The following is a 21826-nucleotide window of genomic DNA, read 5'->3' on the forward strand; positions in this document are numbered from 1 at the left end:
TCGAATTTACCCTTTGCCATACGTCTAAAACCCCGATGGAGTCAAATGTTGAAAAGTAAGGTGATACCCGCGGACCGCGGTGAGATGGTGCTCATGACTGGAATCGAACCAGCGACCTCTTCCTTACCAAGGAAGTGCTCTACCGACTGAGCTACATGAGCACTGCAACAGCAAAAACTACGAGAGCCAATGGAGCGGAAGGCGGGAATCGAACCCGCGTAATCAGTTTGGAAAACTGATGTTCTACCATTGAACTACTCCCGCCCTGCGCGGAACTCGTCTGGTGGAGGGAGGTGGATTCGAACCACCGAAGGCGTAAGCCAGCAGATTTACAGTCTGCCCCCGTTGGCCGCTTGGGTATCCCTCCAACAAAGAACGGCTATTGTGTGGATCAGCCTCGAAGCTGTCAACACCTCTGACGGGAAAATTGACGTTTTCCCGCGATTTTTTTCACGGCTTCAGACCCGTCCGTCAGATGTTCTCGGCGACCTTGGCGTCCACCAGCTGCTCCATCTCCTTGGAAAGATTCATCAGCCGCATGGCCTGCTCCTGCAGCTGGCGCTCGTGGTCGTCGCGCGGCTCCCAGCTGGCCACCGGGGTGGGCTTGCCGTCGGGCGCGTCCAGCGCCACGAAGACCATCACGCAGCTGGTGGCCAGGCGGTGCTCGTCCTTGCGCAGATCGCGCGCCAGCACGTCCACGGCCATGTGCATGCTGGAGCGCCCGGTGTGGATCAGCCGCGCGCGCACCGTGACCAGGTCGCCGATCAGGATGGGCTTGACGAACTGGATGCCGCTGACCGAGGCGGTGACGCAGTACGCACCGCTCCACGCCACGGCGCAGGCGTAGCCGGCCTGGTCAATCCACTTCATCACCATGCCGCCGTGCACCTTGCCGCCGAAGTTGACGTCGGTCGGCTGGGCCAGGAAACGGAAATTCACTTCGTGCTGCTTGCCGGGCATGGACCGGTGACTCCAGGAACGGGATAAGTAGTAATTATGCGCCGCGACGTGCGGCCGCACACGACCGATCCTGCTCAGGCAGCGCCGTCGACCCGGTAAATCATCGGAACCGCAATGACTTTGCCGAGCACGCGCGCTGGATCGTGATCGATCTCAAAGCCCATGTGGAGATAGAACGGAACGGCGCCTGGCGCGGCATTAAGGGTAAAGGCCCGGGTGCCGACCCGACGCACGCAATCGCGGCGCAGGCGTTCCCATAATTTCCTGGCGATGCCCTGCCCCTGGTAGCGCGTACCGATAAACAGCTGGAACACGTGGCTGTCGTTGCGCACCGCGGCCACGCCGGCCAGCGCGCCGTCGACAAAGGCCAGCTGGAAACGCTGGCCTGTCGCAATTTTCTCGCGGATGACGCTCGTTCGCAGCGACTCCTCCAAGGCGATGACGGCTACCGCCGGCTGGTCGGGAACAATCCAGCGACGCACAACCCGGCGCGCCAGCCGCGCCACGGCCTGTGCATCGTCCTTGCGCGCCAGTCGCATACGCAATGCAGTCATGCGGGCATCACAGCACGCCGCTGTCGGGCCGACAAGCGCACCGCGGCGCGGTCCTGGTTTGGTTCGACAGGGCGAAAGCTGACCACGCCTACCTCTTTGCGACGAAGTTCTATCGGAGTCGTCCGATGCGTGCCTCGGGAATGCTCTGACATCGGAATTCCCGCCTCCTGCGTACCGTCCACATCACTTAACCAAAACCTAATTGGACGGGGAGATCGGATGAAATTTAAGAACAATACGCTTTGCATGTCGGTGCGTTTGGCGCTAAGCGCGCTCGCCATGGGCAGCTTCGGCACCGCGGCCTTTGCGCAGGACGCAAACACCGGCCAGGCCAAGAGCAAGACGCTCGAAACAGTCACCGTGACCGGCTCGCTGATCCGCCGCGTGGACGTCGAGACGGCCAGCCCGGTGGTCACTATTGACCGCGCCGCCATCCAGGCGACCGGCAAGCAGACGCTAGGGGATCTGGTACAGCAGCTGCCGGCGATGACGGGCGGTAACGTCAATCCGCAGGTCAATAACGGCGGCGGAACAGGTAATTCCACCATCAATCTGCGCGGCCTCGGATCGAAGCGCACTCTGATCCTGCTCAATGGACAGCGCCTGCTCAGCAAGGATCCGAACGCTATCCCTGCCGACGCCATCGAGCGCATCGAAGTGCTGCCCACTGGTGCCTCGGCGACTTATGGCTCGGACGCCATCGGCGGGGTGGTGAATTTCATCCTGCGCAAGAACTACCAGGGCGCCACGTTCACCGCGAACGTCGGCCAGTCAGACCGCAACGACGGCGAACAGAGCGGCTACACCTTCACCTTTGGCCAGACGTCCGAAAAGGGCAGCATCATGGCCGGCATCAATTACAACAAGCAGGACGGTGTCGAAGCGGGCAACCGCGCGTTTTCCAAGAACGCGCTGTCATTGCATGGGAGCCAGGCCACCGTCGGGGGCTCTCCGTCCACGCCTTACGGCAATATTCAAATCCCCGCCGGAAGCGCAGCAGCTAGCGCCTTCGCCAACTGCGCCTCGCGCCATGTGTCACTGAACCCGGGTGGTAACGCCCAGTCAATGACGCCGGCCAACTACCACTGCTACACCTCTGCCGATAGATATAACTATGCCGCGGTCAACCTGATCATGACGCCGCAGGAGCGCACCGGCGGATTCCTCGGCGGCGACTACCGGCTCGGCGATCACGTCACCGCTTATCTGGACGCCGTTTACGAAAAGACGTCGTCGAATTTCCAGCTCGCCCCGGCAGTTTTCGGTGCCAACACAGGCTATCAGGTTGACCCCAAGAACGCCTTCAACCCGGTTCCCGGAAGGGCCTGGGGCGGGACCGGCGCTTCGTTCAAATCGCGACTCGCGTCGCTTGGCTATCGCATCGCGGCGTCCGGCCGCGAGGATGCCCAGATCAATACGGGATTTCGCGGCGACTTCACTGTTTTGGAGAAGAGCTGGAACTGGGACGTCGGCTACAACTACGGCCATCAGAGCGTCACGACCACGACCAGCGGTCTAGTCAACCAGACTCAGCTGTATTCAGGCCCATCCATACTCAATGCCGACGGCACGGCGACCTGTCCGGCAGGCACGGACCCGGTTTCCTGTCAGTTCAACCCGTTCAACCTGTACTCGCCAGGCTCGGTAGCGGCACTCAGGCAGGCCAATACGATTGCCGTCAGCAACGACTATTCCATCCAGAAGAGTTGGCACGTCGGCCTCGGCGGCGAACTATTCAGCCTGCCCGCAGGCGCCGTGCAGCTGGCGGTGGGCTATGAGTACCGAAAGGAACACGAAAATACGATCACCAGCCCAGAGCTTTTGCTCAATCCCGCCAGCGGCTCCTGCATCCTTGGCAGCCAATGCGTTGCCAATATGTCTGGTGGTTACACCTCCAAGGATTTGTATGCCGAAGCGCTCATACCGATTCTTTCGAATCTTCCCGCCGCGCAATCTCTGAATCTCAGCATCGGCGATCGCTACACCCGCGTGAATACCTTCGGCAGCACGAACAACTTCAAGTTCGCGCTGGAATGGAAGCCGATCGATGATTTGCTGGTGCGCGGCACGATGCAGCAAGTCTTTCGCGCGCCGAACCTGGGAGAACTGTTCTCCTCGTCTGCCGGCGCACCCAGCATCAAGAGCGATCCCTGCACCGGCTATCGAGGTGCCCCCGTGGGCTCGCCACTGGCATTGGCCTGCCAGTACGTGCCGACCAACGGCAGCTTCGAGAATGTTCTGCTGGACCCAACCAATGGCGGGCAAGGCGCTGCCATTGGCGAGGGCGCGATGCTCGCAGGCTTTCCGATCAAACCAGAGACCGGCAAGTCGTTCGACCTGGGGCTCGTCTACAGTCCGTCGTATGTACCGGGCTTGTCGACGACGCTCGACTTCTGGCACGTGTATCTGAATAACACGATTACGTCGGCCGGCTTGCAGAGCGTGCTCGATCTTTGCGCAGCAGGCCAGACGGTCTTTTGCCGATACATCAGTCGAACGCCAGCCGGTGAGAACGCTGGACAATTGACGCAATCTTCCATCGAGCCGGTGGCGAACCTGGGCAGCCTGAGCACGGGTGGCATCGACTGGTCGGCCAACTACAAGCTGCCGCAATTTGCAGTGGGACAATTCAACATCGGTGTCAATGCGACCTATCTGAAGTACTTCACGCAGAACACAGCCCCTGGACAATCAGGGAACGTGACGTACAACGACGTCGGCCACTTCTTGCCGTTCGGCTCAGCACAACAAGCAGCCTGCCCAAGTAGCTCCGGTGTCTGCCTATTCCCACGCTGGCGCGCACAGGGCTTCGTGGACTGGCAGGCCGGTGGCTGGAGTGCGCAGTGGCGCATGCGCTTTATGAGCCGCTTCCAGAACGGAGGAGCCGCGGGATCGACCAATGACACCGCACCGAATGGCGTGCCGGGTACGATCCTCAAGTACGGTGCAACGGTCTACAACGACGTGTCGGTCGGCTACAACCTGGCCATGATCAATACCCGCCTGGACTTCGGCGTCAACAACCTGTTCGACAAGCAGCCGCCCATGCTTTACGCGAACAACACGCTCAATGCCAACACCGATCCGAGCGACTTCGATCTGATGGGCCGCTACTGGTGGGCTCGCGTGACGGTCAAGTTCTGATCGAATAGCAAGACGCTCGAGCTGAGAGGCCGCGTGTACATCCACGCGGCCTCTCTCTTTTGCAAGCAAACGCAGGGCAAAAAAAAGCCGCGCAATGCGCGGCTTTCTTTCATGGGTGAATGCCCGATCAGACGTTGAACAGGAAGTGCAGCACGTCGCCGTCCTTGACGATGTATTCCTTGCCTTCCTTGCGCAGACGACCCGCCGCAGCGGCGCCGGCCTCGCCCTTGTACTGGATGAAATCGTCGTAGCTCACCGTTTCGGCACGGATAAAGCCGCGCTCGAAATCGGTGTGGATCACGCCGGCGGCCTGCGGTGCGGTGAAGCCGCGCTTGATCGTCCAGGCGCGCACTTCCTTCACGCCGGCGGTGAAGTAGGTCTGCAGGTTGAGCAGCTTGTAGCCGGCGCGGATGACGCGGTTGAGGCCCGGCTCGTCGAGGCCGAGGTCCTTGAGGAATTCGTCGCGGTCGGCGTCTTCCAGCTGCGACATTTCCTCTTCGATCGCCGCGCACACCGGCACGACTTCGGCGCCTTCGATCACCGCGCGTGCACGCACGGCATCGAGATGCGGATTGTTTTCGAAGCCGTCTTCGCGCACGTTGGCGATGTACATCAGCGGCTTGAGCGTGAGCAGGAACAGGTCGCGCACCAGCGCCTTTTCGTCCTCGTCCAGGCCCAGGCTGCGCGCGGACTTGCCTTCGTTGAGGCCGGCGGCGAGTTTCTGCAACACCGGCTTCTTGGCGACGGCTTCCTTGTCGTTGGCTTTGGCGGCGCGCTCGGCGCGGTTCAGCGCCTTCTCGACGGAATCGAGATCGGCCAGCGCCAGCTCGGTATCGATGGTTTCGATATCGGCGATGGGATCGACCTTGCCGGCCACGTGGATGATGTCGCTGTGTTCAAAGCAGCGCACCACATGGGTGATCGCGTCCACTTCGCGGATGTGCGCGAGGAATTTGTTGCCCAGGCCCTCGCCCTTCGACGCGCCAGCCACCAGGCCCGCGATGTCGACGAACTCGACCGCGGTCGGGATCACCTTCTGGGGATTGACGATCTCCGACAGCGCATTGAGGCGCAGATCGGGCACCGGTACCACGCCGACGTTCGGCTCGATGGTGCAAAACGGGAAGTTGGCCGCCGCGATGCCCGCCTTGGTCAGTGCATTGAACAGGGTGGACTTGCCGACGTTAGGCAGGCCGACGATGCCGCATTTGATGCCCATTTTGAATTCCGTGGATTCGGCGCTGACGCGCCTGTAAATGGTGAATGGTAAAGGGAAACAGCCGATGTCGCTTGGCGCTCTGGCGCCGCAGCGGACGATTTCAGCCTGCCGGTGTATGTAGCTTCTGCATGGCCTTGTCGAACTGTCCGTCGACCGCCAGCGGCAGCACATCAAGTGCGCGCGAGATGCCATCGACGATGGCGTCCTCGTCCTTTTCGGACGCACGCCCCAGCACCCACGAGGTGACCCTGTCCTTGTGACCGGGATGACCGATGCCCACGCGCAGGCGATGGAACTTGGCGTGTCCCAGGTGCGCCACCATGTCGCGCAGACCATTCTGGCCGCCATGTCCGCCGTCGAACTTCAGGCGCACGGTGCCCGGATCCAGGTCCAGCTCGTCGTGCGCGACCAGGCATTCTTCCGGTTCGATCTTGTAGTAGCGCAGCGCCGAAACCACGGCGATGCCGCTCTTGTTCATGAAGGTGGAGGGCTTGAGCAGCCAGACCGGCTCGCCGCCGATGCGGACCTTGCAGGTCTCGCCATGCAGCTTGCCGTCGAAACCGAAGCGCTCGCCCTGCCCTGACGCCAGGGCGTCAACAAACCAGAACCCGGCGTTGTGCCGGGTTCGGAGATATTCGGCACCGGGATTGCCCAGTCCGACAATGAGTCGAAGACCCGCCATAAGATCGAACGGCCCATGCCCGCGAAGGGCATGGGCCGTAGCGACTTACTTCTTGGGAGCTTCCGGCGCCGGGGCGGCTTCGCCCTCGGCCGGGGTCTCGTCGACTTCTTCCTTCACCGTGTTGGCGGTGACGACGGCGATGTCGTGGTCCGCACCCAGGTGCAGAGCAACGATTTCCACGCCCTTGGGCAGCTTGAGCTGCGACAGGTGGACGATGTCGCCCGGCTTCAGATCGGTCAGGTCGAGTTCGATGAACTCCGGCAGATCCTTCGGCAGGCAGGAGACTTCCACTTCCGTCAGGTTGTGCGAGATCACCACGCCCGAGGTCTTGGCGGCGGGGGACTTGTCCTGGTTGAGGAAGTGCACCGGCACCTTGACGCGCAGGGCGGCGTTTTCGTCGACGCGCAGGAAGTCCATGTGCAGCATCTGCAGCTTGTACGGATGCTTCTGCCAGTCACGCACCAGCACCTTCTGCACCTTGCCGTCGATGTTCAGGTCGAGCACCGAGGAGAAGAACCACTCGTGCTTGGCAGCGAGCAGGATGGTGTTGTGTTCGATCTGGATGCTCTGCGGGGCCTGGCCGGCACCGTAGACAACAGCAGGAACGACGCCGGTATGACGCAGGCGGCGGCTCGCACCTTTCCCCTCGTCATTGCGGGCCGAAGCCTTGATTTCATGAGTCGTAGCCATGTGGGCATTACCTAATCAAAAGTGAGCTGCCTCGCGGCAGTCATGCGACTCCCCCGCGACCAGAGGAGCCGTGAAACAGCGGCAGGCACGTGCCCACCGCGAAAAACTCAGTCGATGTACAACGAGCTCACCGACTCGCCAAAGGCGATGCGGCGGATCGTTTCGGCCAGCAGCTCGGCGACCGAGAGCTGACGGATCTTGCTGCATGCGGCGATTTCCGGGCGCAGCGGCAAGGTGTTGGTGACCACCAGCTGGTCGAGCTGGGAGCCTTCGATGTTCTTCAGCGCCGCACCCGACAACACCGGATGCACGCAGTACGCCACCACCTTGCGGGCGCCGCGCTCCTTCAGGGCCGCAGCTGCCGCGCACAGGGTGCCGGCGGTGTCGACGATGTCGTCGACCAGCACGCAGGTCTTGCCGTCGACTTCACCGATGATGTTCATCACGGTGGCCACGTTCGCCTTCGGGCGACGCTTGTCGATGATGGCCAGGTCCGCGTCGTCCAGGCGCTTGGCCATGGCACGCGCACGCACCACGCCACCGACGTCCGGACTGACCACGATCAGGTCGTCCATGCTGTGGTTGCGCCAGATGTCCGCCAGCAGCACCGGCGAGGCATAGACGTTGTCCACCGGGATGTCGAAGAAGCCCTGGATCTGGTCAGCGTGCAAATCAACCGTGAGGACGCGATCCACACCCGAGGTGCCGATCATCTTGGCCACCATCTTCGCCGTGATCGGCACACGCGCCGAGCGCGGGCGACGATCCTGGCGGGCATAACCGAAGTACGGAATCACCGCCGTCACGCTGGCGGCCGAGGCGCGCTTGAGCGCATCCACCAGCGTCAGCAGCTCGAACAGATTCTCGGCACTCGGCGCGCCCGTGGGCTGCAGCACGAAGACTTCCTGGCGGCGGACGTTTTCTTCGATTTCCACCTGCACTTCGCCGTCGCTGAACGTGCTGACCAGCGCCTTGCCCAGCGGCACACCCAGGCGTTGAGCCACATCCTCGGCGAGGGCGCGGTGCGCGTTGCCGGTGAAGAGCATCGGGCCGGAGATGTCGACAGTCATTTCTCTAGAACCTGTGTGAGCCATATGAATGGCTGGGGCGGAAGGATTCGAACCTTCGCATGCAGGAATCAAAATCCTGTGCCTTAACCAGCTTGGCGACGCCCCAGTAACAACTGGATTTTCTACTTGCCGTTCCCGCCGACACCGCCAAAGCGCGCCAGGGCGACATGCAACGGAGAAACGTCCTCGCCCCTGGCCACGTGGGCCGTAAAGCTGGCGGGACATCGCTCCGCAATGGCCTCGGCCCGTTCCACGTCCCCTGTTTCCAGGAATACGCAAGCACCGCTGCCAGAAAGCCTTGCCCGGCCGAAGCCGTCGAGCCAGTCCAGCGCCGCAGCCACACGCGGATGTCGCGCGCGGACCACGGGCGCGAACGCGTTCTCGACCGTTTCGCCCGAAGCAAAGGAAGAAATTGTGGCGGGCGGAGCATTTCGTGTCAATTCAGACGCTTGAAAAAGTGCCCCGGTGGGCACGTGCTCGTGGGGGTCCAGCACCACGTACCAGCGCTGCGGAAGGCCCAGCGGGGTCAGTTTTTCGCCGATGCCCTCGGCCCAGGCCGAGCGCCCGCGCACGAACACCGGCACGTCGGCGCCCAGCTGGCGGCCCAGCTCGGCCAGCGCGTCCTCGTCCAAACCGGCGCCCCAAAGGCGGTTCAGGGCCACCAGCACGGTGGCCGCATCCGAGCTGCCGCCACCCAGGCCGCCGCCCATGGGGATGCGCTTGTCCACCTCGATATCCACGCCCGCGCCGGCCGGCGCCAGGGGCTGCAGCAGGCGGGCCGCGCGCACCACCAGGTCGGTGTCGGCCGGCACGCCGGGAACCTCGCTCAGGCGCTGAATCTCACCGTCGCGCCGGACGCGCAGGCGGATCTCGTCGCCCCAGTCGAGCAGGCGGAACACCGTCTGCAGCTCGTGGTAGCCATCGGGGCGACGGCCGACGATACGCAGGAACAGATTCAGCTTGGCGGGCGCGGGCCATACGGTCCAATCGGTCAGATCGGGCGGCGCCAGCGGCCGGCTCATGAAGACGCGCAGGTCGTCAGGAAAGCCGTTCTCGCGATCGCGCTCACGGGCGAAATCGAATTCGGGCTGGTTCTTGTCCATCACATGGAAGCCGTGCTTCGCATAGAACGGCGCGTTCCACGGCACATCGGCGAGCGTGCCCAGGTCCACCCGGTGGTAGCCGGCCATGCGCGCCCAGCCGCAAGCATGTTCGAGCAGGGCCGCGCCGATGCCGCGCTGGCCGTGTGAAGGAAGCACGTCCATCTCGGCCACGCCGATGGCGTTGCCGCCTTCTTCCGCGTCCAGCCAGATGAAGCCCACCGGCTCGCCGGAACCGATCACCGCCACCCACACCAATCCGCGCGCGATGGCTTCGCGCAGCACTTCCGGCGGCACTGAGACGTTGCGGTAGGACGGCCACGCGCGGTGGCCGCGGAACAGCTCCACCGCCGCGCGCTCGATGGCGCACAGAGCCTGGACCTGTTCGAGGTGGGCGCGTTGGATGTGGAAGGTCATGGCAGCATCAGGAGTGTTGTGGGAGCGCACCCTGTGCGCGACCGCGGTGCGCAGGGTTGCGGCTCCGACGGGTCGCGCACAGGGTGCGCTCCTACAAGTGAGAGCGACGGAGTGCGCTCCCACAAGGGAGGGCGATGGTTATTGAATGGTCCAGGACTCGATCGACAGGCGCACCGAACTGGTCGGGTTGCTGGCGAAAACCTTGGTGGGCAGGGCCGGCTCGCGCTTGGTGTCCCAGCCTGGATAGGCCACGGTCCAGCCGTCCTGGGTCAGGGTCTTGGGCAGGCCGTCGTCGCCGAACTTCAGCTCGGCCGGGCCGCTGTCGGCGCGGGTGCCCAGCACCCAGGCGCGCAGGTCGTGGAACGGCACCTGCCAGCCCAGCGCGTTGTGCACCAGCGACTCCACGTCCGGGCTGCGCTGGGGACCGCCATCGAGACCTTCCAGCACCGCACTCACCGGCGTCACGGTCAGCTTGAAACTCTTGCTGCCCACCGGCCCCCGCACCACGAATTCGTAGTTGTCACCGGTCTGTGTCCAGGTCAGCGTGCCGCTGCCGCCCTCCTTCTTGCCATTGACCTCGCCGGACACGCCGATCTTGCCTTGCAGGACCCAGTGATCGGTCTTTTCCAGCAGATGCTCGCGGGCACGCTGCTCGTTGAGCAACACCGCGTAATCGGCCGTGGGTTGCGGGCGGACGGCTTCCTTATGGACGCAGGCGGCCAGCAGCAGCGGCAAGGCTGCCGCGAGGAGTCGAATCGGAAGCTTCATGGATTGAGGCGCTTGAGGGTGTTGTGGAGGTTGGTGCTTTGCGGGTCGATCTTACGCACTTCGTCGAACACGCGGCGGGCGTCTTCCTGGCGCCCCTGCTTCCACAGCACTTCGCCCAGATGCACGCCGACGTCCGCATCCTTGTGCGCCGTCCAGGCGCCGCGCAGCGTGGTTTCGGCTTGGTCCAGATGACCCAGCCGGTACTGCAGCCAGCCCCAGGAATCGAGGATGGCCGGGTCGTCCGGGCGCGCCGCACGGGCCTGCTCGATCAGGCGCTGGGCCTCGGGCAGGTCGCGGTTGGCATCAGCCAGGGTGTAGCCGAGCGCATTGGTGGCGTCGGTGTCATCGGGCTTCACTTGAAGCAGGTGACGGAAATCGTTGACCGCCTGATCGGTCTGGCCCGCGGACGCATAGGCCAGGCCGCGGCCGTACAGCAGGGCCGGATCGTCCGGGGTCACCTGCAGGGCGCGACTGAAGGCACGTTCGGCCTGGGCGTACTGCTGCTCATCCATATAGAGCTCGGCGTCCACCTCGTAGGCGCGGCGCAGCATGGCCGGCTGGTCGAGGTAGTCGGTCTGCATCTGGGCGAGCTGCTCGTGCGCCTCGGCGCTGCGGCCCAGGTCCTGCAACAGCACGGCGCTGCGCAGATCGGCGTCGAACGCATGATCGTCGTCATCGGCGACCTGGTCGTACCACTTCAGCGCCTCTTCCTTCTTGTCGAGCATCTCGGCCATCTGGCCCAGCAGGTAGGCGCTGCCCTGACGGATGTCGTCTGGCGAATGTTGCAGCTGGACATACAGGCGATTGATGGTCTTGGTGTCGTGCGCGCGGGCGGCAAAGGCGGCGCGCATGGCGTAGGTATCGGCGTCCTGCGGGCCGCTGTCGAGCATGTGCGCGGCGGCGGCGTAGTCACCGCCCTGCCCCAGCATGGTCGCGTAGGCCAGACGCAGATGGGTGTTCTTCGGATCCTTGGCCAGCGCCTTGTCGAACAAGACCTTGGCGCCGTTCTTGTCGCCGTCGTGATAGCGCATCTGGCCGAGCCAGGCGTAGGTTTCGGCGGTACCGAAGCGCTTCACCGCCGCCTCAGCGATCATCAGCGCGTAGGCGTGGCGACCGAGCTTGTCGCCCAGCTCGCTCATCGCAAGCCAGGCCTGGGGATCATTGGGCAGGCGCTGCGGCGTGGCCACGGCCTCGAGCAACTGGGCGGATTGGGCCGCGTCGCGGCCGCCGACCAGCACCCGGCCGAACTGCCGCCACGCATCCGGATCGCCGGTGTTAACCAGGATTTCCAGCTGGCGGCGCGCCTCTTCCGTATCGCCCTGGCTGAGGGCCAGTTGAGCGCGTGCCTGGGCGAGCGGCGCCGGCTTGCCGCCCAAGGCCTGCCAGCGGGCGATCGCCGCCTTGGCGGCCTCGGTATCGCGCACCGCGATCGCCAGCGCGGCCGCCTGCTCGGCGACCTTGGGATCGGGCGACAGCTGCATCGCCCGGCTATAGGCCGCCGAAGCCGCCTTGAGATCGGTGCGGGTGAGCGCCATCTCGCCAGCAAGCAGCTGGGCCATCAGGTCGTGATCCTCATCCGGCACCGCGACGACCAGCCGACCCAGCGGCTGCTTGTCATGGGGCATCGAACGTCCCGATGAGCCGGAGACAGTGGCGCACCCGGCCAGGACCAGCGCCGCCAGACCGCCGACCGCAAAATGCCGCAGTTGCTTGAACTTGGACCACCTGCTCAGCACACTATTCTCCGCTCATCCGTCCGTGACACGGCCGTATCCACACTGTAGAACGGTCGTCGCTAACCGCTAGTTTACGCCGCCGGATGCCTCTCGCCTCGAATCGCTGAACCATGAAGCTGATCGCCTTAGGGCTCAACCACCTCACCGCGCCGGTCAATTTGCGCGAACAAGTGGCATTCGATGCGGAGTCCGCCGGAGTGGCTCTGCAGGCGCTTGCCCGTGAGCCCGGCGTGGAAGAGGCGATGATCCTCTCCACCTGCAACCGTACCGAACTTTATGTGAGCGTCTCGGCTGGAGCCGAGGACGTTCCGCAGGCATGGCTGAGCCGACACCATCATCTGACTGCGGGCAAGCTGGACGAGTTCCTCTATCGCCATGACGAAGATGCGGCCGTGCGTCACATGTTCCGCGTGGCGACCGGGCTGGACTCGATGGTGCTGGGCGAGCCGCAGATTCTTGGCCAGGTGAAGGACGCCTACCAGCAGGCCCGCGATGCGCAAGCCCTGCGCGCACCGATGGAGCGCCTGCTGCAGCACACCTTTGCCGTGGCCAAGCGCGTGCGTACCGACACGCGCATCGGCGCGCATACGGTGTCGGTGGCCTTCACCGCCGTGCGCCTGGCCGAACAGGTGTTTACCGATCTGCGCCAGGCCTGTGTGCTGCTGATCGGCGCGGGCGACACCATCGAACTGGCGGCACGCCATCTGGTGGACAAGCAGGTACGCCGGCTGATCGTGGCCAACCGCACGCTGGAGAATGCGCAGGAACTGGCCAGCCGCTACGGCGGCTATGCCATCGCGCTCAGCGACCTGCCGCAGCATCTGGCGGAAGCGGACATCGTGATCAGCTCCACCGCCGCGCGCCAGCCGATCGTGACACGCAGCATGGTCGAAAAGGCCGTGACGGTACGCCGCCGCAAGCCGATGTTCATGGTCGACATTGCCGTGCCGCGCGACATCGAGCCGGCGGTCGGCGAGCTGGACGACGTGTTCCTCTACGGCATCGACGATCTGCGCCAGGTGATCGACGACAACCGCCGCTCGCGTGAAGCCGCCGCGCGCGAAGCCGACGCCATCATCGACCTGCAAGTGGAACGGTACATGGCCTGGCGCCGCGCACTGTCGCTGCGCAACCCGGCGGTGGACCTGCGCCAGCATGCGGAAAGCTATCGCGACGAAGTGCTTGAGAAGGCACGCGCCATGATTGCGCGCGGCAAGTCGCCCGACGAAGCGCTGGCCTACCTGGCCAACACGCTCACCAACAAGCTGCTGCACCATCCCAGCGCGAAACTGCGCGAAGCAGCACTCAGCGGCGACATGGACCTGCTGCATGCAGCCGGTCGCCTGTATGGCATCACGGAAAAACCAGAAGTGAGTGAAGAGTAGCGAGTAGTGAGAAAACACCAGGGCTGCCCTGCCTGCTCTCACTACTCACTCCTCTCAACTCACTTCTCCCATGACCCCATCCATTCGCCGCAAACTCGAATCCCTCGCCGAACGCCACGAAGAAATCGGACTGCTGCTCGCGCAGCCCGATGTGCAGGCCGACAACAACCGCTTCCGCGAACTGTCGCGCGAATATGCGCAGCTCGAACCGGTGACGAACTCGCTGCGCGAACACGACGGGGCTGAGCGCGAGCTCGGCGAAACGCGTGCGATGCTGGACGATCCCGAGTTGCGCGAGATGGCCAAGGACGACGTCAGCCGTCTTGAGCAGCGACTGGCCGAACTCGACGACGAGCTGCAGATCCTGCTGCTGCCGAAAGACCCGCGCGACGAGGCCAACCTGTTCCTGGAAGTACGTGCCGGCACCGGTGGCGACGAGGCGGCGATCTTCGCCGGCGACCTGTTCCGCATGTACACGCGCTACGCCGAGCGCAGGCGCTGGCACGTGGAGATCCTGAGCGAGAACCACGGCGAACACGGCGGCTACAAGGAAGTCGTCGCGCGCATCGAGGGCAAGGGCGCGTATTCGCGGCTGAAGTTCGAGTCGGGCACGCATCGCGTGCAGCGCGTGCCGGAAACCGAATCGCAGGGGCGCATCCACACCTCGGCGGCGACCGTGGCGATCCTGCCGGAGCTGGACGATATCGACGAGATCGAGATCAGCCCGTCCGACATCAGGACCGATACATTCCGCGCCTCGGGCGCGGGCGGCCAACACGTCAACAAGACCGATTCGGCCATCCGCATCACCCACCTGCCCACCGGCATCGTGGTGGAGTGCCAGGACGAACGCAGCCAGCACAAGAACCGCGCCCGCGCCATGAGCCTGCTGAAGGCCCGCCTGCTGGACGACGAGCGCAGCAAGCAGGCCGCGGTGCAGGCCGAGTCGCGCCGGCTCCAGGTGGGTTCGGGCGACCGCAGCCAGCGCATCCGCACCTACAACTTCCCGCAGGGCCGCATCACCGACCATCGCATCAACCTCACGCTCTACCGTCTTCCGGAAGTGCTGCAGGGCGATCTGGACGAGCTGGTGGATACGCTGACCCGCGAAAACCAGGCCGACGAGCTGAAGGCGCTCACCGCCGGCTGAGAGGCCAATCCGCACGTGCGGATTGGCAGCCATGCCCGCCCTGCGTTAGTTTGGCGGGATGACTGACCTCTTTACCCCCTCTTCTCGGGTGCTCGCCCAGCAGATCGTCGAACTGCTCGAGCGCGGTGCATTCCATGATGGCGAACAGGCCGCGGCCGAGGCCTGCGCGCAGTATCCCGACGACGCCGAACTGGCGCGCCTGCGCGCCGTGGCCCTGCTGCAGCTGCAGCGGCCGGCCGATGCCGTGGAAATTCTGCAGCACGCCGCCCAGCTGGCGCCGCAGAGCGTGGAAGTGCAGTGCAACCTCGGCAGTGCCCAGCTCGCCAATGGCGACGCCGACGGCGCCATCGAGCACCTGCGCGCCGCCCTGCGCCAGTCGCCCGGTCATCCGGCCATCCTGCTGACCCTGGGCAATGCCTTGATGGCGGCGGCCCGCTTCCAGCATGCCCGCGAGTCCTACGCGATGGGCACCCATGGAGCCCCGGCCCATCCGGGCCTGCGCCTCAACCTTGCCGCCGCCGAACTCGAACTGGGCAATATCGACCAGGCCAAGACGCATACCGACGAAGCCCTGCAGCTGCATCCTCGTTTCGACGCGGCCTATGCGCTGCGCGGACGCATCCTGCAGACCCAGGGCAGCGGCGCCGAAGCGACCAAAGCGTGGCTGACGGCCGAACGCATCGCACCGCACAACCCGCAGTACCCGTTCGCCGCCGGCCAGGCGATGGAGGACGGTGGCCAGCTGGCTGCCGCCGCCGAGGCGTACGAGCGCGCCCTGCAACTCAATCCGAACGACGGCCGCACGCTGAGCCAATTGCTGTTCCTGCGTCGCCGCCTGTGCGACTGGCATGACCTCGACGATCTGAGCCGCCGACTGCAGCAGGCGATCGCCGAAGAAACCGCCGTGGTGAGCCCGTTTGTCACCCTGTCCGAAGAGATCGACTCCGCGCTGCAGCTGAAGGCCGCCAAGGCCTTTGCCGCGGTCGTCGAGCAACAGGTCGCCGCGCTGCGCAAACAGCAGGCCTTCAGCTACGCCAAGCCGGCGCCCGACAGCCCGGTCCGTGTCGGTTTCGTGGCCGACGGTTTCAATGATCACGCTACCGGCTTGCTGGTGGTAGCGATGTTCGAGGCGCTGGCCAACGACGACGATCTGGATCTGCATCTGTTTGCCACCACGCGCGACGATGGCGGCTCGATCCGCCGCCGCCTCGCCGCGGCGACCACCATGCACGACGTCTCCGCGCTCAATCCCGCGCAGGTCGCGCAGCGCATCCACGACACCGGCGTGGAAGTGCTGGTGGACCTCAACGGTTATTCGGGGCGCGACAACGCCGAACTGTTTGCCCTGCGCCCCGCGCCCATCCAGGTGAACTGGCTGGCTTATGCAGGCAGCATGGGCGCACCGTGGATGGATTACCTGGTGGCCGACAAGGTCATCGTGCCGGACGATCAGCGCGCCACGGTGAGCGAAAAGCTGGTGCGCCTGCCGCGCTGCTACCAGCCCAACGACAACACCCGCGAGATCGCGCAACCGCCTTCGCGCGCCGAATGCGGCCTGCCCGAACAGGGCACGGTGTTCGTCTGCTTCAACAACAGCTACAAGATCAATCCGGCCTCGTTTGCACGCATGATGCTGGTGCTGCAGCAGGTGCCCGACAGCGTGCTGTGGCTGCTCAGCGGCGTGGATGGCGCGGACGACCGCCTGCGCGCCGCCGCCAGCGCGGCCGGCATCGCGCCGGAACGGTTGGTGTTCCTGCCGCGCATGCCGCATCAGGATTATCTCTCGCGCTACGTCCACGCCGATCTGTTCCTCGACACGCTGCCGTACAACGCGCACACCACCGCTTCCGATGCGCTGTGGGCCGGCTGTCCGGTGCTCACCCTCACCGGCCACACCTTCGCCGGACGGGTCGCCACCAGCGTGCTGCAGCAGCTGAGCTTGCCCGAGCTGATCTGCGAGGACGAGGAAGCCTTCATCGCCATGGCGACCCAGCTGGGCAACGATCGCGAGGCGCTGCGCACGCTGCGCCAGCACCTGTCGCAGCAGCGCACGCAGAGCTCGCTGTTCGACATGCAGGGTTTTGCCAGCGACTTCCGGCGTGCCGTGCAGGCGATGAGCGCCCGCTACCGCATTGGCCGCAAGCCGGCCGACCTGGATCTGTAAGCTCGGGCGGCAGCAGGGTCTGGGCGGCGTCTTCACTCCGCCCTGTCCTTGACTACGGAAAATGCTGGAGAGCGTTACCCAAGGAGGCGCACCATGGGCAAGAAGAAGCAGACCTATCGCCATGCCATGGCCGAGCTGCAGCTGGAGCTGGCCGGCCTGCACCGCTGGTTGCGTCGCAGCGGCCACCGGCTGGTGGTGATCTTCGAAGGACGCGACGCGGCCGGCAAAGGCGGCACCATCAAGGCCATCACCGAGTCCATGGACACGCGCGGCTATCGCATCGCCGCCCTGGCCAAGCCGACCGATGCCGAATCATCCCAGTGGTATTTCCAGCGCTACGTGGAGCATCTCCCCAGCGCCGGCGAAATCGTGCTGTTCGATCGCAGCTGGTACAACCGCGCGGTGATCGAACCGGCCATGGGTTTCTGCAGCAAGGCGCAGTACAAGGCCTTCATGGCGGCCGTGCCGGCGTTCGAAAAGCTGCTCACCGACGACGGCATCATCCTGCTCAAGTACTGGCTGGCGGTGGACCAGGAGGAGCAGGAAGAACGCTTCGACGAACGCGCCAAGGATCCGCTCAAGCGCTGGAAGCTCTCGCCCACCGACCTCGCCTCGCGCGACAAGTACGAGGAAATCGGCCATCTGCGCGACCTGATGATCGAGCGCACCAGCCGGCCGCATGCGCCGTGGTTCGTGGTCGACTTCAACGACCAGAAGGTCGGCCGCGTGAACCTGATCCGGCACCTGCTGGAACAGGTGCCGCGCAGCGAAGAAACCATCCCCGAGCCCAAGCTGCCCAAGCTCAAGGGCAAGCCCAAGGACGAGGAGGTCACGCGCAAGGCGGATTGGGTGCCCAATACGTTCGGCAAGTGAGGGTCAACCCGCCGCCGCGCGTCGCATCTCGGCCAGGTCCAACTTCTTCATGCGCATGATGGCCGCATGGACGCGCGCCATGCTGGCAGCGTCACCGCTGGTCAGCAGCTGCATCATCTCCTCGGGCACCACCTGCCAGGACAGGCCGTAGCGATCCTTGAGCCAGCCGCACTGCCCGTCCTTGTCGGCCGCGCCTGCCAGCAGGGCATCCCAGTACTGATCGATTTCCTGCTGCGAATGGCAGTGCACGACCAGCGACACCGCCTCGTTGAAGCGGAACACGGGGCCGCCGTTCAAGGCCGTGAGGTTCTGGCCGTCGAGTTCGAAATCCACCGTCATCACCGAGCCCTCGGCGCAGCCGGATGCCGCGGCGCTCGCCGCCGTGTAGCGGGTGGTCATGAGGATGCGCGAGTTGGGGAAGATCGACACGTAGAACTGCGCCGCTTCTTCGGCCTGATGATCGAACCACAGGAACGGCGTGATGCGCTGGAATCGCGTGGACATGCGGCAGTCTCCTTGGTGAAGGACGGCAGGTTGTCGGCCCTATGAGTAGGACGAATGAGCGCGACGGGTTTCGACACGTCGACTCCCCTACGACCGATGTCGCGGCCGCGTGAACGATCAGCGCGTGCGGAAGCCCTCGATGTCCAGCTCCTCGCAGGCTTCGCGTATCACTTCATCGACCTGCGCACTGGACGGGCCCTGCCACAACCATCGCTCCAGCTTCTCGATGCAGGTTGGCGCGCCGATGGCAACCACTTCGACGCGCCCGTCTTCCAGATTCCGCGCGTAGCCGGACAAGCCGAGCGCCATCGCCTGTTCGCGGGTGCTGGCGCGATAGAACACGCCCTGCACCCGACCTTTGACGAAGAAGCGCACGGCTGCCATGGTCATTTACCCAGGTTGATGGCCTGACCCAGCGAGGCCTCGTTGACGGTGCCGACGAAACGCTTGGCGACCTTGCCGTCCGGACCGATCAGCCACGTCGTAGGCAGGCCGCGCGGCTCGTCGAAATCCTTCAGCGGCTTGTCCATGGTGACCTGCGCCACCGGGTAGCTCACCGGATGCTTGGCGATAAACGTCTTGATGTCGGCCGGGTCGCTATCGTCGTACGCCAGGCCGATGGCGCTGACCTTGTCCTTGTGCGCGCTGACAAACCTGGAAATGTCCGGCATCTCCTTGATGCACGGCACGCACCAGGTGGCCCAGTAATTGACGATGACCCACTTGCCGCGCTGCGAGGCCAGGTCGTAGGGCTTGCCATCGAGCGTGGTCAGCTTGATCGACGGCTGTTCCGGCATGGCGGCATGCGCCGCGCCCGCCATGGCCAGCAGACCACCCATGACGGCGAGCGTTTTCAACAACTTCATCGCGATGTGTCCTTGGATAAATTCGAGGCCGTCTGGCCCAGCGGATAAGCATGATGCAACGAGGTATGCAGCACGCCTTCCAGCGATTGCGCAGCCTCGTCGAGTAGCGCTAGTAAGTGCGCAGGAAGGCGCAAATCGTTCACGCTCGCTTCCTGCGCCGGATGCAGCGGCACGCGGTAGCTGCAATGAGCATATACGCGCATCAGGTCAGTGCTGTCGAGACTGTGCGTGAGCAGCCAGCCGGCGCCCACTTCACCCTGGATCAGCTTGGCGCGCTGCAGGTCGCCGAAATAATTCACGATCGACGCGCGGTGCAGCCGCGGCTCGAGGGCGCGCACGGTATCGGGATTGATCTTGCGACCCTCCCGCTGCGCTTCGATGAAGTGCCCGAGCACCACCAGCAGGCCCAGGAAGGCCGCCTGTTCGGGAAGGAATTGCGAAGGCGGCAGATAGTCGAAAGCCGATACGGCCGCCGCCACCGACGCGCAAAGGATCACGATCACCCACGAGAGATAGATCCACAACAGGAAGATCGGCAGCGCCGCCAGCACGCCATACACCTGTTGATAGGTGTGCGCGTGATGGATGAAGCGCGCAAAGCCCCAGCGCGCCAGCTCGAACAGGATCGCGCCCATCAGCGCGCCGATGGCGGCGTTGCGCCAATGCACGCGGCGGTTGGGCACCACCATGTAGATCAGCATCAAGGTGAGGAAGGTGACGACGAAAGGCAGCACGGCGACCACGCGCGCCTTCAGGTTGAGCGTGTTCGCCGCATCGCTGAGCATGGGCAGCGCCGTGGCGACCGAGGCCACCGCGATGCCGCCCACGATCAGGATCGGGCCCAGCGTGAGCGCAGCCCAGTAAAGCAGTAGACGCGATACCCAGCCGCGCTGGCGCTGCACGCGCCAGATGCGGTTCATGCGATCTTCGACACTGACCATCATCGACAAGGCGCTGAAGAACATCACCAGCACGCTGATGCCAGTGAGCTTGCTGGCGTTGTCGGCGAAGCCGTCCAGGTATTCCTGTACGCGCACGCCGGCGGCCGGCATGAAGTTGTCGAAGGCGAAACTGATCAGCGTGCTGCGCGCGTCGGCAAAGGCGGGAAAGGCCGCAAAGATCGCCAGCGACGCCACGATCAAGGGCACCAGCGATACCAGCGTGGTGTAGGACAGTGCGCCGGCGGTCTCGAAGCACTTGTCGTCGATGAACCGCTGCCACAGGAACCGACTGAAGCTCCGCAAGCGGTCGCGATCGAAACGCAAGGCCATGGTGACTCCTTTCAACGTCGAACGCCCTATGGTGGCGCGATCGCTCATGCAGGTGCGTGAACAGGGCGGCAACAGGGGCTTGAACGCCCGTTACACTAACCGATCGAGACACTCACGCCCAACGCCATGAGCCAAGACATCCTGGTCCTCTACTACAGCCGCTCCGGCCATACCGCCCAGCTCGCGCGACTGATCGCTCGCGGTGTGGAGGAAATCCCCGGCATGCGCGCCCGCCTGCGCCAGGTGCCGCCGGTGGCGCCCGTCACCGAACTGGCGCAGCCGCCGGAGCCGGAGGAAGGCGCTCCGTACGTGTCCCGCGAAGACCTGGCCGAATGCGCCGGCCTGGCGCTGGGCAGCCCGACCCGCTTCGGCAACATGGCCGCACCGCTGAAGTACTTCCTCGACTCCACCGGCGCGGAATGGGCCAGCGGTGTGCTGGCCGGCAAGCCGGCCGCCGTATTCACCGCCACCAGCACCATGCACGGCGGACAGGAATCCACCCTGCTCAGCATGGCCCTGCCCCTGCTCCACCACGGCATGCTGCTGGTAGGCCTGCCCTACACCGAGCCCGCACTCACTGCGACGCAGAGCGGCGGTACGCCCTACGGCGCCAGCCACGTGGCCGGCGCCAAGGGCGACAACGCCATCACCGAACACGAACGCGAACTCGCCCGTGCACTCGGGCGCCGCCTTGCGGATGTGGCGCGCCGTCTGGGCGCCGCCGCATGACCGCGCCGGTGGCTGCCAACTATCGCGTGGGACTGGTCGCCTGGGCCGCACTCACGGTGCTCCAGCTGGTGTGGCATGGCTGGCTGTTTCCCGCGCAGAGCATGCCGCCGATGCTGGTGTTGGCCATCACGGTGATCCCTTTGCTGCTGCCGCTGCTCGCTATTGGCGACGTGCGTCGGGCGTTGTTGTGGGTGGGGATACTCAGCCTGTTCTACTTCTGCCATGGCGTGAGTGAGGCGTGGAGTGCGCCAGGGGAACGTTGGCTGGCGTGGTTGGAGATTTTGTTTACGTTGACGTTGATTGGGGTGTTGGGGGTGGGGGTGAAGAGGCGGCGATCGGCGTAAGCGGGCGTGTTTTGTCCATGGATTGGCGTGTCTCTTGCCTCGCCATTTTGGTATGGACCGGTTTTCTTGCCGTCCCGGAGCAAATCGCTTTTTCCTCGTTTTCTCGGTGCAGGCCGGAAGCGCTATTCAACAGCCGGAGGCTGGTCGTCCAGAGCCTCTGGTTTTTGTTTGTCGCCGTATCGCGATCTGGCTCGCCTGCC

Annotated in this window: 20 protein-coding genes and 4 tRNA genes; 7 read left to right on the forward strand and 17 right to left on the reverse strand. The window is 64.6% G+C overall.

Annotation, left to right across the window (positions count from 1 at the left end):
- Positions 1–85: 85 nt before the first annotated feature.
- The 5 genes from Y882_RS17970 to Y882_RS17990 all read right to left on the reverse strand — a co-directional run bounded on the left by Y882_RS17970 (position 86) and on the right by Y882_RS17990 (position 1514).
- Positions 86–161: transfer RNA gene (locus Y882_RS17970), tRNA-Thr, on the reverse strand.
- 29 nt (positions 162–190) lie between these two features.
- Positions 191–264, reverse strand: a tRNA-Gly gene (locus Y882_RS17975).
- A gap of 17 nt (positions 265–281) precedes the next feature.
- A tRNA-Tyr gene (locus tag Y882_RS17980) sits at positions 282–367 on the reverse strand.
- A 104-nt stretch (positions 368–471) separates the two neighbouring features.
- Positions 472–960: an acyl-CoA thioesterase gene (locus Y882_RS17985; RefSeq protein WP_046973335.1), complete on the reverse strand. Its 489-nt coding sequence runs from the start codon at positions 958–960 to the stop codon at positions 472–474.
- A gap of 74 nt (positions 961–1034) precedes the next feature.
- Positions 1035–1514, reverse strand: a complete 480-nt coding sequence (locus Y882_RS17990) for a GNAT family N-acetyltransferase (protein WP_046973336.1) — start codon at positions 1512–1514, stop codon at positions 1035–1037.
- 279 nt (positions 1515–1793) lie between these two features.
- On the opposite strand from Y882_RS17990, the gene Y882_RS17995 reads away from it, so the two are divergent.
- Complete coding sequence (locus Y882_RS17995; protein ID WP_244466377.1) at positions 1794–4658, forward strand: TonB-dependent receptor plug domain-containing protein; 2865 nt, start codon at positions 1794–1796, stop codon at positions 4656–4658.
- A 127-nt stretch (positions 4659–4785) separates the two neighbouring features.
- Here the strand turns inward: Y882_RS17995 and ychF are convergent, their stop codons facing one another.
- From ychF to Y882_RS18035, 8 genes are all read right to left on the reverse strand, one after another.
- Complete coding sequence (gene ychF / locus Y882_RS18000) at positions 4786–5877, reverse strand: redox-regulated ATPase YchF (protein ID WP_046973338.1); 1092 nt, start codon at positions 5875–5877, stop codon at positions 4786–4788.
- 100 nt (positions 5878–5977) lie between these two features.
- Positions 5978–6559, reverse strand: coding sequence for an aminoacyl-tRNA hydrolase (gene pth, locus Y882_RS18005; RefSeq protein ID WP_046973339.1), 582 nt, complete (start codon positions 6557–6559; stop codon positions 5978–5980).
- 45 nt (positions 6560–6604) lie between these two features.
- Positions 6605–7249 (reverse strand): 50S ribosomal protein L25/general stress protein Ctc, encoded by a 645-nt coding sequence (locus Y882_RS18010; RefSeq protein WP_046973340.1) that lies wholly within the window; start codon positions 7247–7249, stop codon positions 6605–6607.
- A 107-nt stretch (positions 7250–7356) separates the two neighbouring features.
- Positions 7357–8295 (reverse strand): ribose-phosphate diphosphokinase, encoded by a 939-nt coding sequence (locus Y882_RS18015; protein WP_046973351.1) that lies wholly within the window; start codon positions 8293–8295, stop codon positions 7357–7359.
- Between the two features lie 53 nt (positions 8296–8348).
- Positions 8349–8425 (reverse strand) — tRNA-Gln (locus tag Y882_RS18020).
- A gap of 16 nt (positions 8426–8441) precedes the next feature.
- Positions 8442–9836, reverse strand: a complete 1395-nt coding sequence (ispE, locus tag Y882_RS18025) for a 4-(cytidine 5'-diphospho)-2-C-methyl-D-erythritol kinase (protein ID WP_046973341.1) — start codon at positions 9834–9836, stop codon at positions 8442–8444.
- 138 nt (positions 9837–9974) lie between these two features.
- Entirely contained in the window at positions 9975–10604 is a 630-nt protein-coding gene (gene lolB / locus Y882_RS18030) for a lipoprotein insertase outer membrane protein LolB (RefSeq protein ID WP_046973342.1), read from the reverse strand.
- On the reverse strand, positions 10601–12229 hold the full coding sequence (locus Y882_RS18035) for a tetratricopeptide repeat protein (protein ID WP_046973352.1): 1629 nt from the start codon (positions 12227–12229) through the stop codon (positions 10601–10603). Before Y882_RS18035 ends, lolB begins: the two co-directional genes overlap by 4 nt.
- Positions 12230–12450: 221 nt before the next feature.
- Here Y882_RS18035 and hemA point away from each other — a divergent pair, with 221 nt between their 5' ends.
- From hemA to ppk2, 4 genes are all read left to right on the forward strand, one after another.
- Positions 12451–13725, forward strand: a complete 1275-nt coding sequence (hemA, locus tag Y882_RS18040; protein ID WP_046973343.1) for a glutamyl-tRNA reductase — start codon at positions 12451–12453, stop codon at positions 13723–13725.
- 70 nt (positions 13726–13795) lie between these two features.
- A complete protein-coding gene (gene prfA, locus Y882_RS18045; protein ID WP_046973344.1) occupies positions 13796–14875 on the forward strand; it encodes a peptide chain release factor 1 in 1080 nt (359 codons plus the stop codon).
- A gap of 58 nt (positions 14876–14933) precedes the next feature.
- Positions 14934–17039: an O-linked N-acetylglucosamine transferase, SPINDLY family protein gene (locus tag Y882_RS18050; protein WP_156171576.1), complete on the forward strand. Its 2106-nt coding sequence runs from the start codon at positions 14934–14936 to the stop codon at positions 17037–17039.
- A 93-nt stretch (positions 17040–17132) separates the two neighbouring features.
- The gene (gene ppk2 / locus Y882_RS18055) at positions 17133–17912 is read left to right on the forward strand and encodes a polyphosphate kinase 2 (RefSeq protein WP_046973345.1); all 780 of its coding nucleotides are present in this window, start codon (positions 17133–17135) and stop codon (positions 17910–17912) included.
- A 3-nt stretch (positions 17913–17915) separates the two neighbouring features.
- Here ppk2 and Y882_RS18060 read toward each other — a convergent pair whose 3' ends face one another.
- The 4 genes from Y882_RS18060 to Y882_RS18075 form a co-directional block, all read right to left on the reverse strand.
- A complete protein-coding gene (locus Y882_RS18060) occupies positions 17916–18416 on the reverse strand; it encodes a VOC family protein (protein ID WP_046973346.1) in 501 nt (166 codons plus the stop codon).
- 117 nt (positions 18417–18533) lie between these two features.
- Positions 18534–18800 carry an acylphosphatase gene (locus tag Y882_RS18065; protein WP_156171578.1) on the reverse strand — a complete coding sequence of 89 codons (267 nt, stop codon included), beginning with the start codon at positions 18798–18800 and terminating at the stop codon, positions 18534–18536.
- Positions 18801–18802: 2 nt separating this feature from the next.
- Positions 18803–19282, reverse strand: coding sequence for a TlpA family protein disulfide reductase (locus tag Y882_RS18070; RefSeq protein WP_052950142.1), 480 nt, complete (start codon positions 19280–19282; stop codon positions 18803–18805).
- On the reverse strand, positions 19279–20553 hold the full coding sequence (locus tag Y882_RS18075) for a YihY family inner membrane protein (protein ID WP_046973348.1): 1275 nt from the start codon (positions 20551–20553) through the stop codon (positions 19279–19281). The genes Y882_RS18070 and Y882_RS18075 overlap by 4 nt, the downstream gene beginning before the upstream one ends.
- A gap of 126 nt (positions 20554–20679) precedes the next feature.
- On the opposite strand from Y882_RS18075, the gene wrbA reads away from it, so the two are divergent.
- Positions 20680–21282 carry an NAD(P)H:quinone oxidoreductase gene (gene wrbA, locus Y882_RS18080; protein WP_046973349.1) on the forward strand — a complete coding sequence of 201 codons (603 nt, stop codon included), beginning with the start codon at positions 20680–20682 and terminating at the stop codon, positions 21280–21282.
- Complete coding sequence (locus Y882_RS18085; protein WP_046973350.1) at positions 21279–21626, forward strand: DUF2069 domain-containing protein; 348 nt, start codon at positions 21279–21281, stop codon at positions 21624–21626. The genes wrbA and Y882_RS18085 overlap by 4 nt, the downstream gene beginning before the upstream one ends.
- The last annotated feature ends 200 nt before the right edge of the window (positions 21627–21826 follow it).

Source organism: Dyella japonica DSM 16301, assembly GCF_001010355.1.
In the GTDB taxonomy this organism is placed as follows: domain Bacteria; phylum Pseudomonadota; class Gammaproteobacteria; order Xanthomonadales; family Rhodanobacteraceae; genus Dyella; species Dyella japonica.

Bases quoted from the DNA above. Each gene is read 5' to 3' on its own strand.
- Y882_RS17985 (WP_046973335.1), bottom strand. From the start codon at position 960: ATGCCCGGCAAGCAGCACGAAGTGAATTTCCGTTTCCTGGCCCAGCCG.
- Y882_RS17990 (WP_046973336.1), bottom strand. From the start codon at position 1,514: ATGACTGCATTGCGTATGCGACTGGCGCGCAAGGACGATGCACAGGCC.
- Y882_RS17995 (WP_244466377.1), top strand. From the start codon at position 1,794: ATGGGCAGCTTCGGCACCGCGGCCTTTGCGCAGGACGCAAACACCGGC.
- ychF (WP_046973338.1), bottom strand. From the start codon at position 5,877: ATGGGCATCAAATGCGGCATCGTCGGCCTGCCTAACGTCGGCAAGTCC.
- pth (WP_046973339.1), bottom strand. From the start codon at position 6,559: ATGGCGGGTCTTCGACTCATTGTCGGACTGGGCAATCCCGGTGCCGAA.
- Y882_RS18010 (WP_046973340.1), bottom strand. From the start codon at position 7,249: ATGGCTACGACTCATGAAATCAAGGCTTCGGCCCGCAATGACGAGGGG.
- Y882_RS18015 (WP_046973351.1), bottom strand. From the start codon at position 8,295: ATGCTCTTCACCGGCAACGCGCACCGCGCCCTCGCCGAGGATGTGGCT.
- ispE (WP_046973341.1), bottom strand. From the start codon at position 9,836: ATGACCTTCCACATCCAACGCGCCCACCTCGAACAGGTCCAGGCTCTG.
- lolB (WP_046973342.1), bottom strand. From the start codon at position 10,604: ATGAAGCTTCCGATTCGACTCCTCGCGGCAGCCTTGCCGCTGCTGCTG.
- Y882_RS18035 (WP_046973352.1), bottom strand. From the start codon at position 12,229: ATGCCCCATGACAAGCAGCCGCTGGGTCGGCTGGTCGTCGCGGTGCCG.
- hemA (WP_046973343.1), top strand. From the start codon at position 12,451: ATGAAGCTGATCGCCTTAGGGCTCAACCACCTCACCGCGCCGGTCAAT.
- prfA (WP_046973344.1), top strand. From the start codon at position 13,796: ATGACCCCATCCATTCGCCGCAAACTCGAATCCCTCGCCGAACGCCAC.
- Y882_RS18050 (WP_156171576.1), top strand. From the start codon at position 14,934: ATGACTGACCTCTTTACCCCCTCTTCTCGGGTGCTCGCCCAGCAGATC.
- ppk2 (WP_046973345.1), top strand. From the start codon at position 17,133: ATGGGCAAGAAGAAGCAGACCTATCGCCATGCCATGGCCGAGCTGCAG.
- Y882_RS18060 (WP_046973346.1), bottom strand. From the start codon at position 18,416: ATGTCCACGCGATTCCAGCGCATCACGCCGTTCCTGTGGTTCGATCAT.
- Y882_RS18065 (WP_156171578.1), bottom strand. From the start codon at position 18,800: ATGGCAGCCGTGCGCTTCTTCGTCAAAGGTCGGGTGCAGGGCGTGTTC.
- Y882_RS18070 (WP_052950142.1), bottom strand. From the start codon at position 19,282: ATGAAGTTGTTGAAAACGCTCGCCGTCATGGGTGGTCTGCTGGCCATG.
- Y882_RS18075 (WP_046973348.1), bottom strand. From the start codon at position 20,553: ATGGCCTTGCGTTTCGATCGCGACCGCTTGCGGAGCTTCAGTCGGTTC.
- wrbA (WP_046973349.1), top strand. From the start codon at position 20,680: ATGAGCCAAGACATCCTGGTCCTCTACTACAGCCGCTCCGGCCATACC.
- Y882_RS18085 (WP_046973350.1), top strand. From the start codon at position 21,279: ATGACCGCGCCGGTGGCTGCCAACTATCGCGTGGGACTGGTCGCCTGG.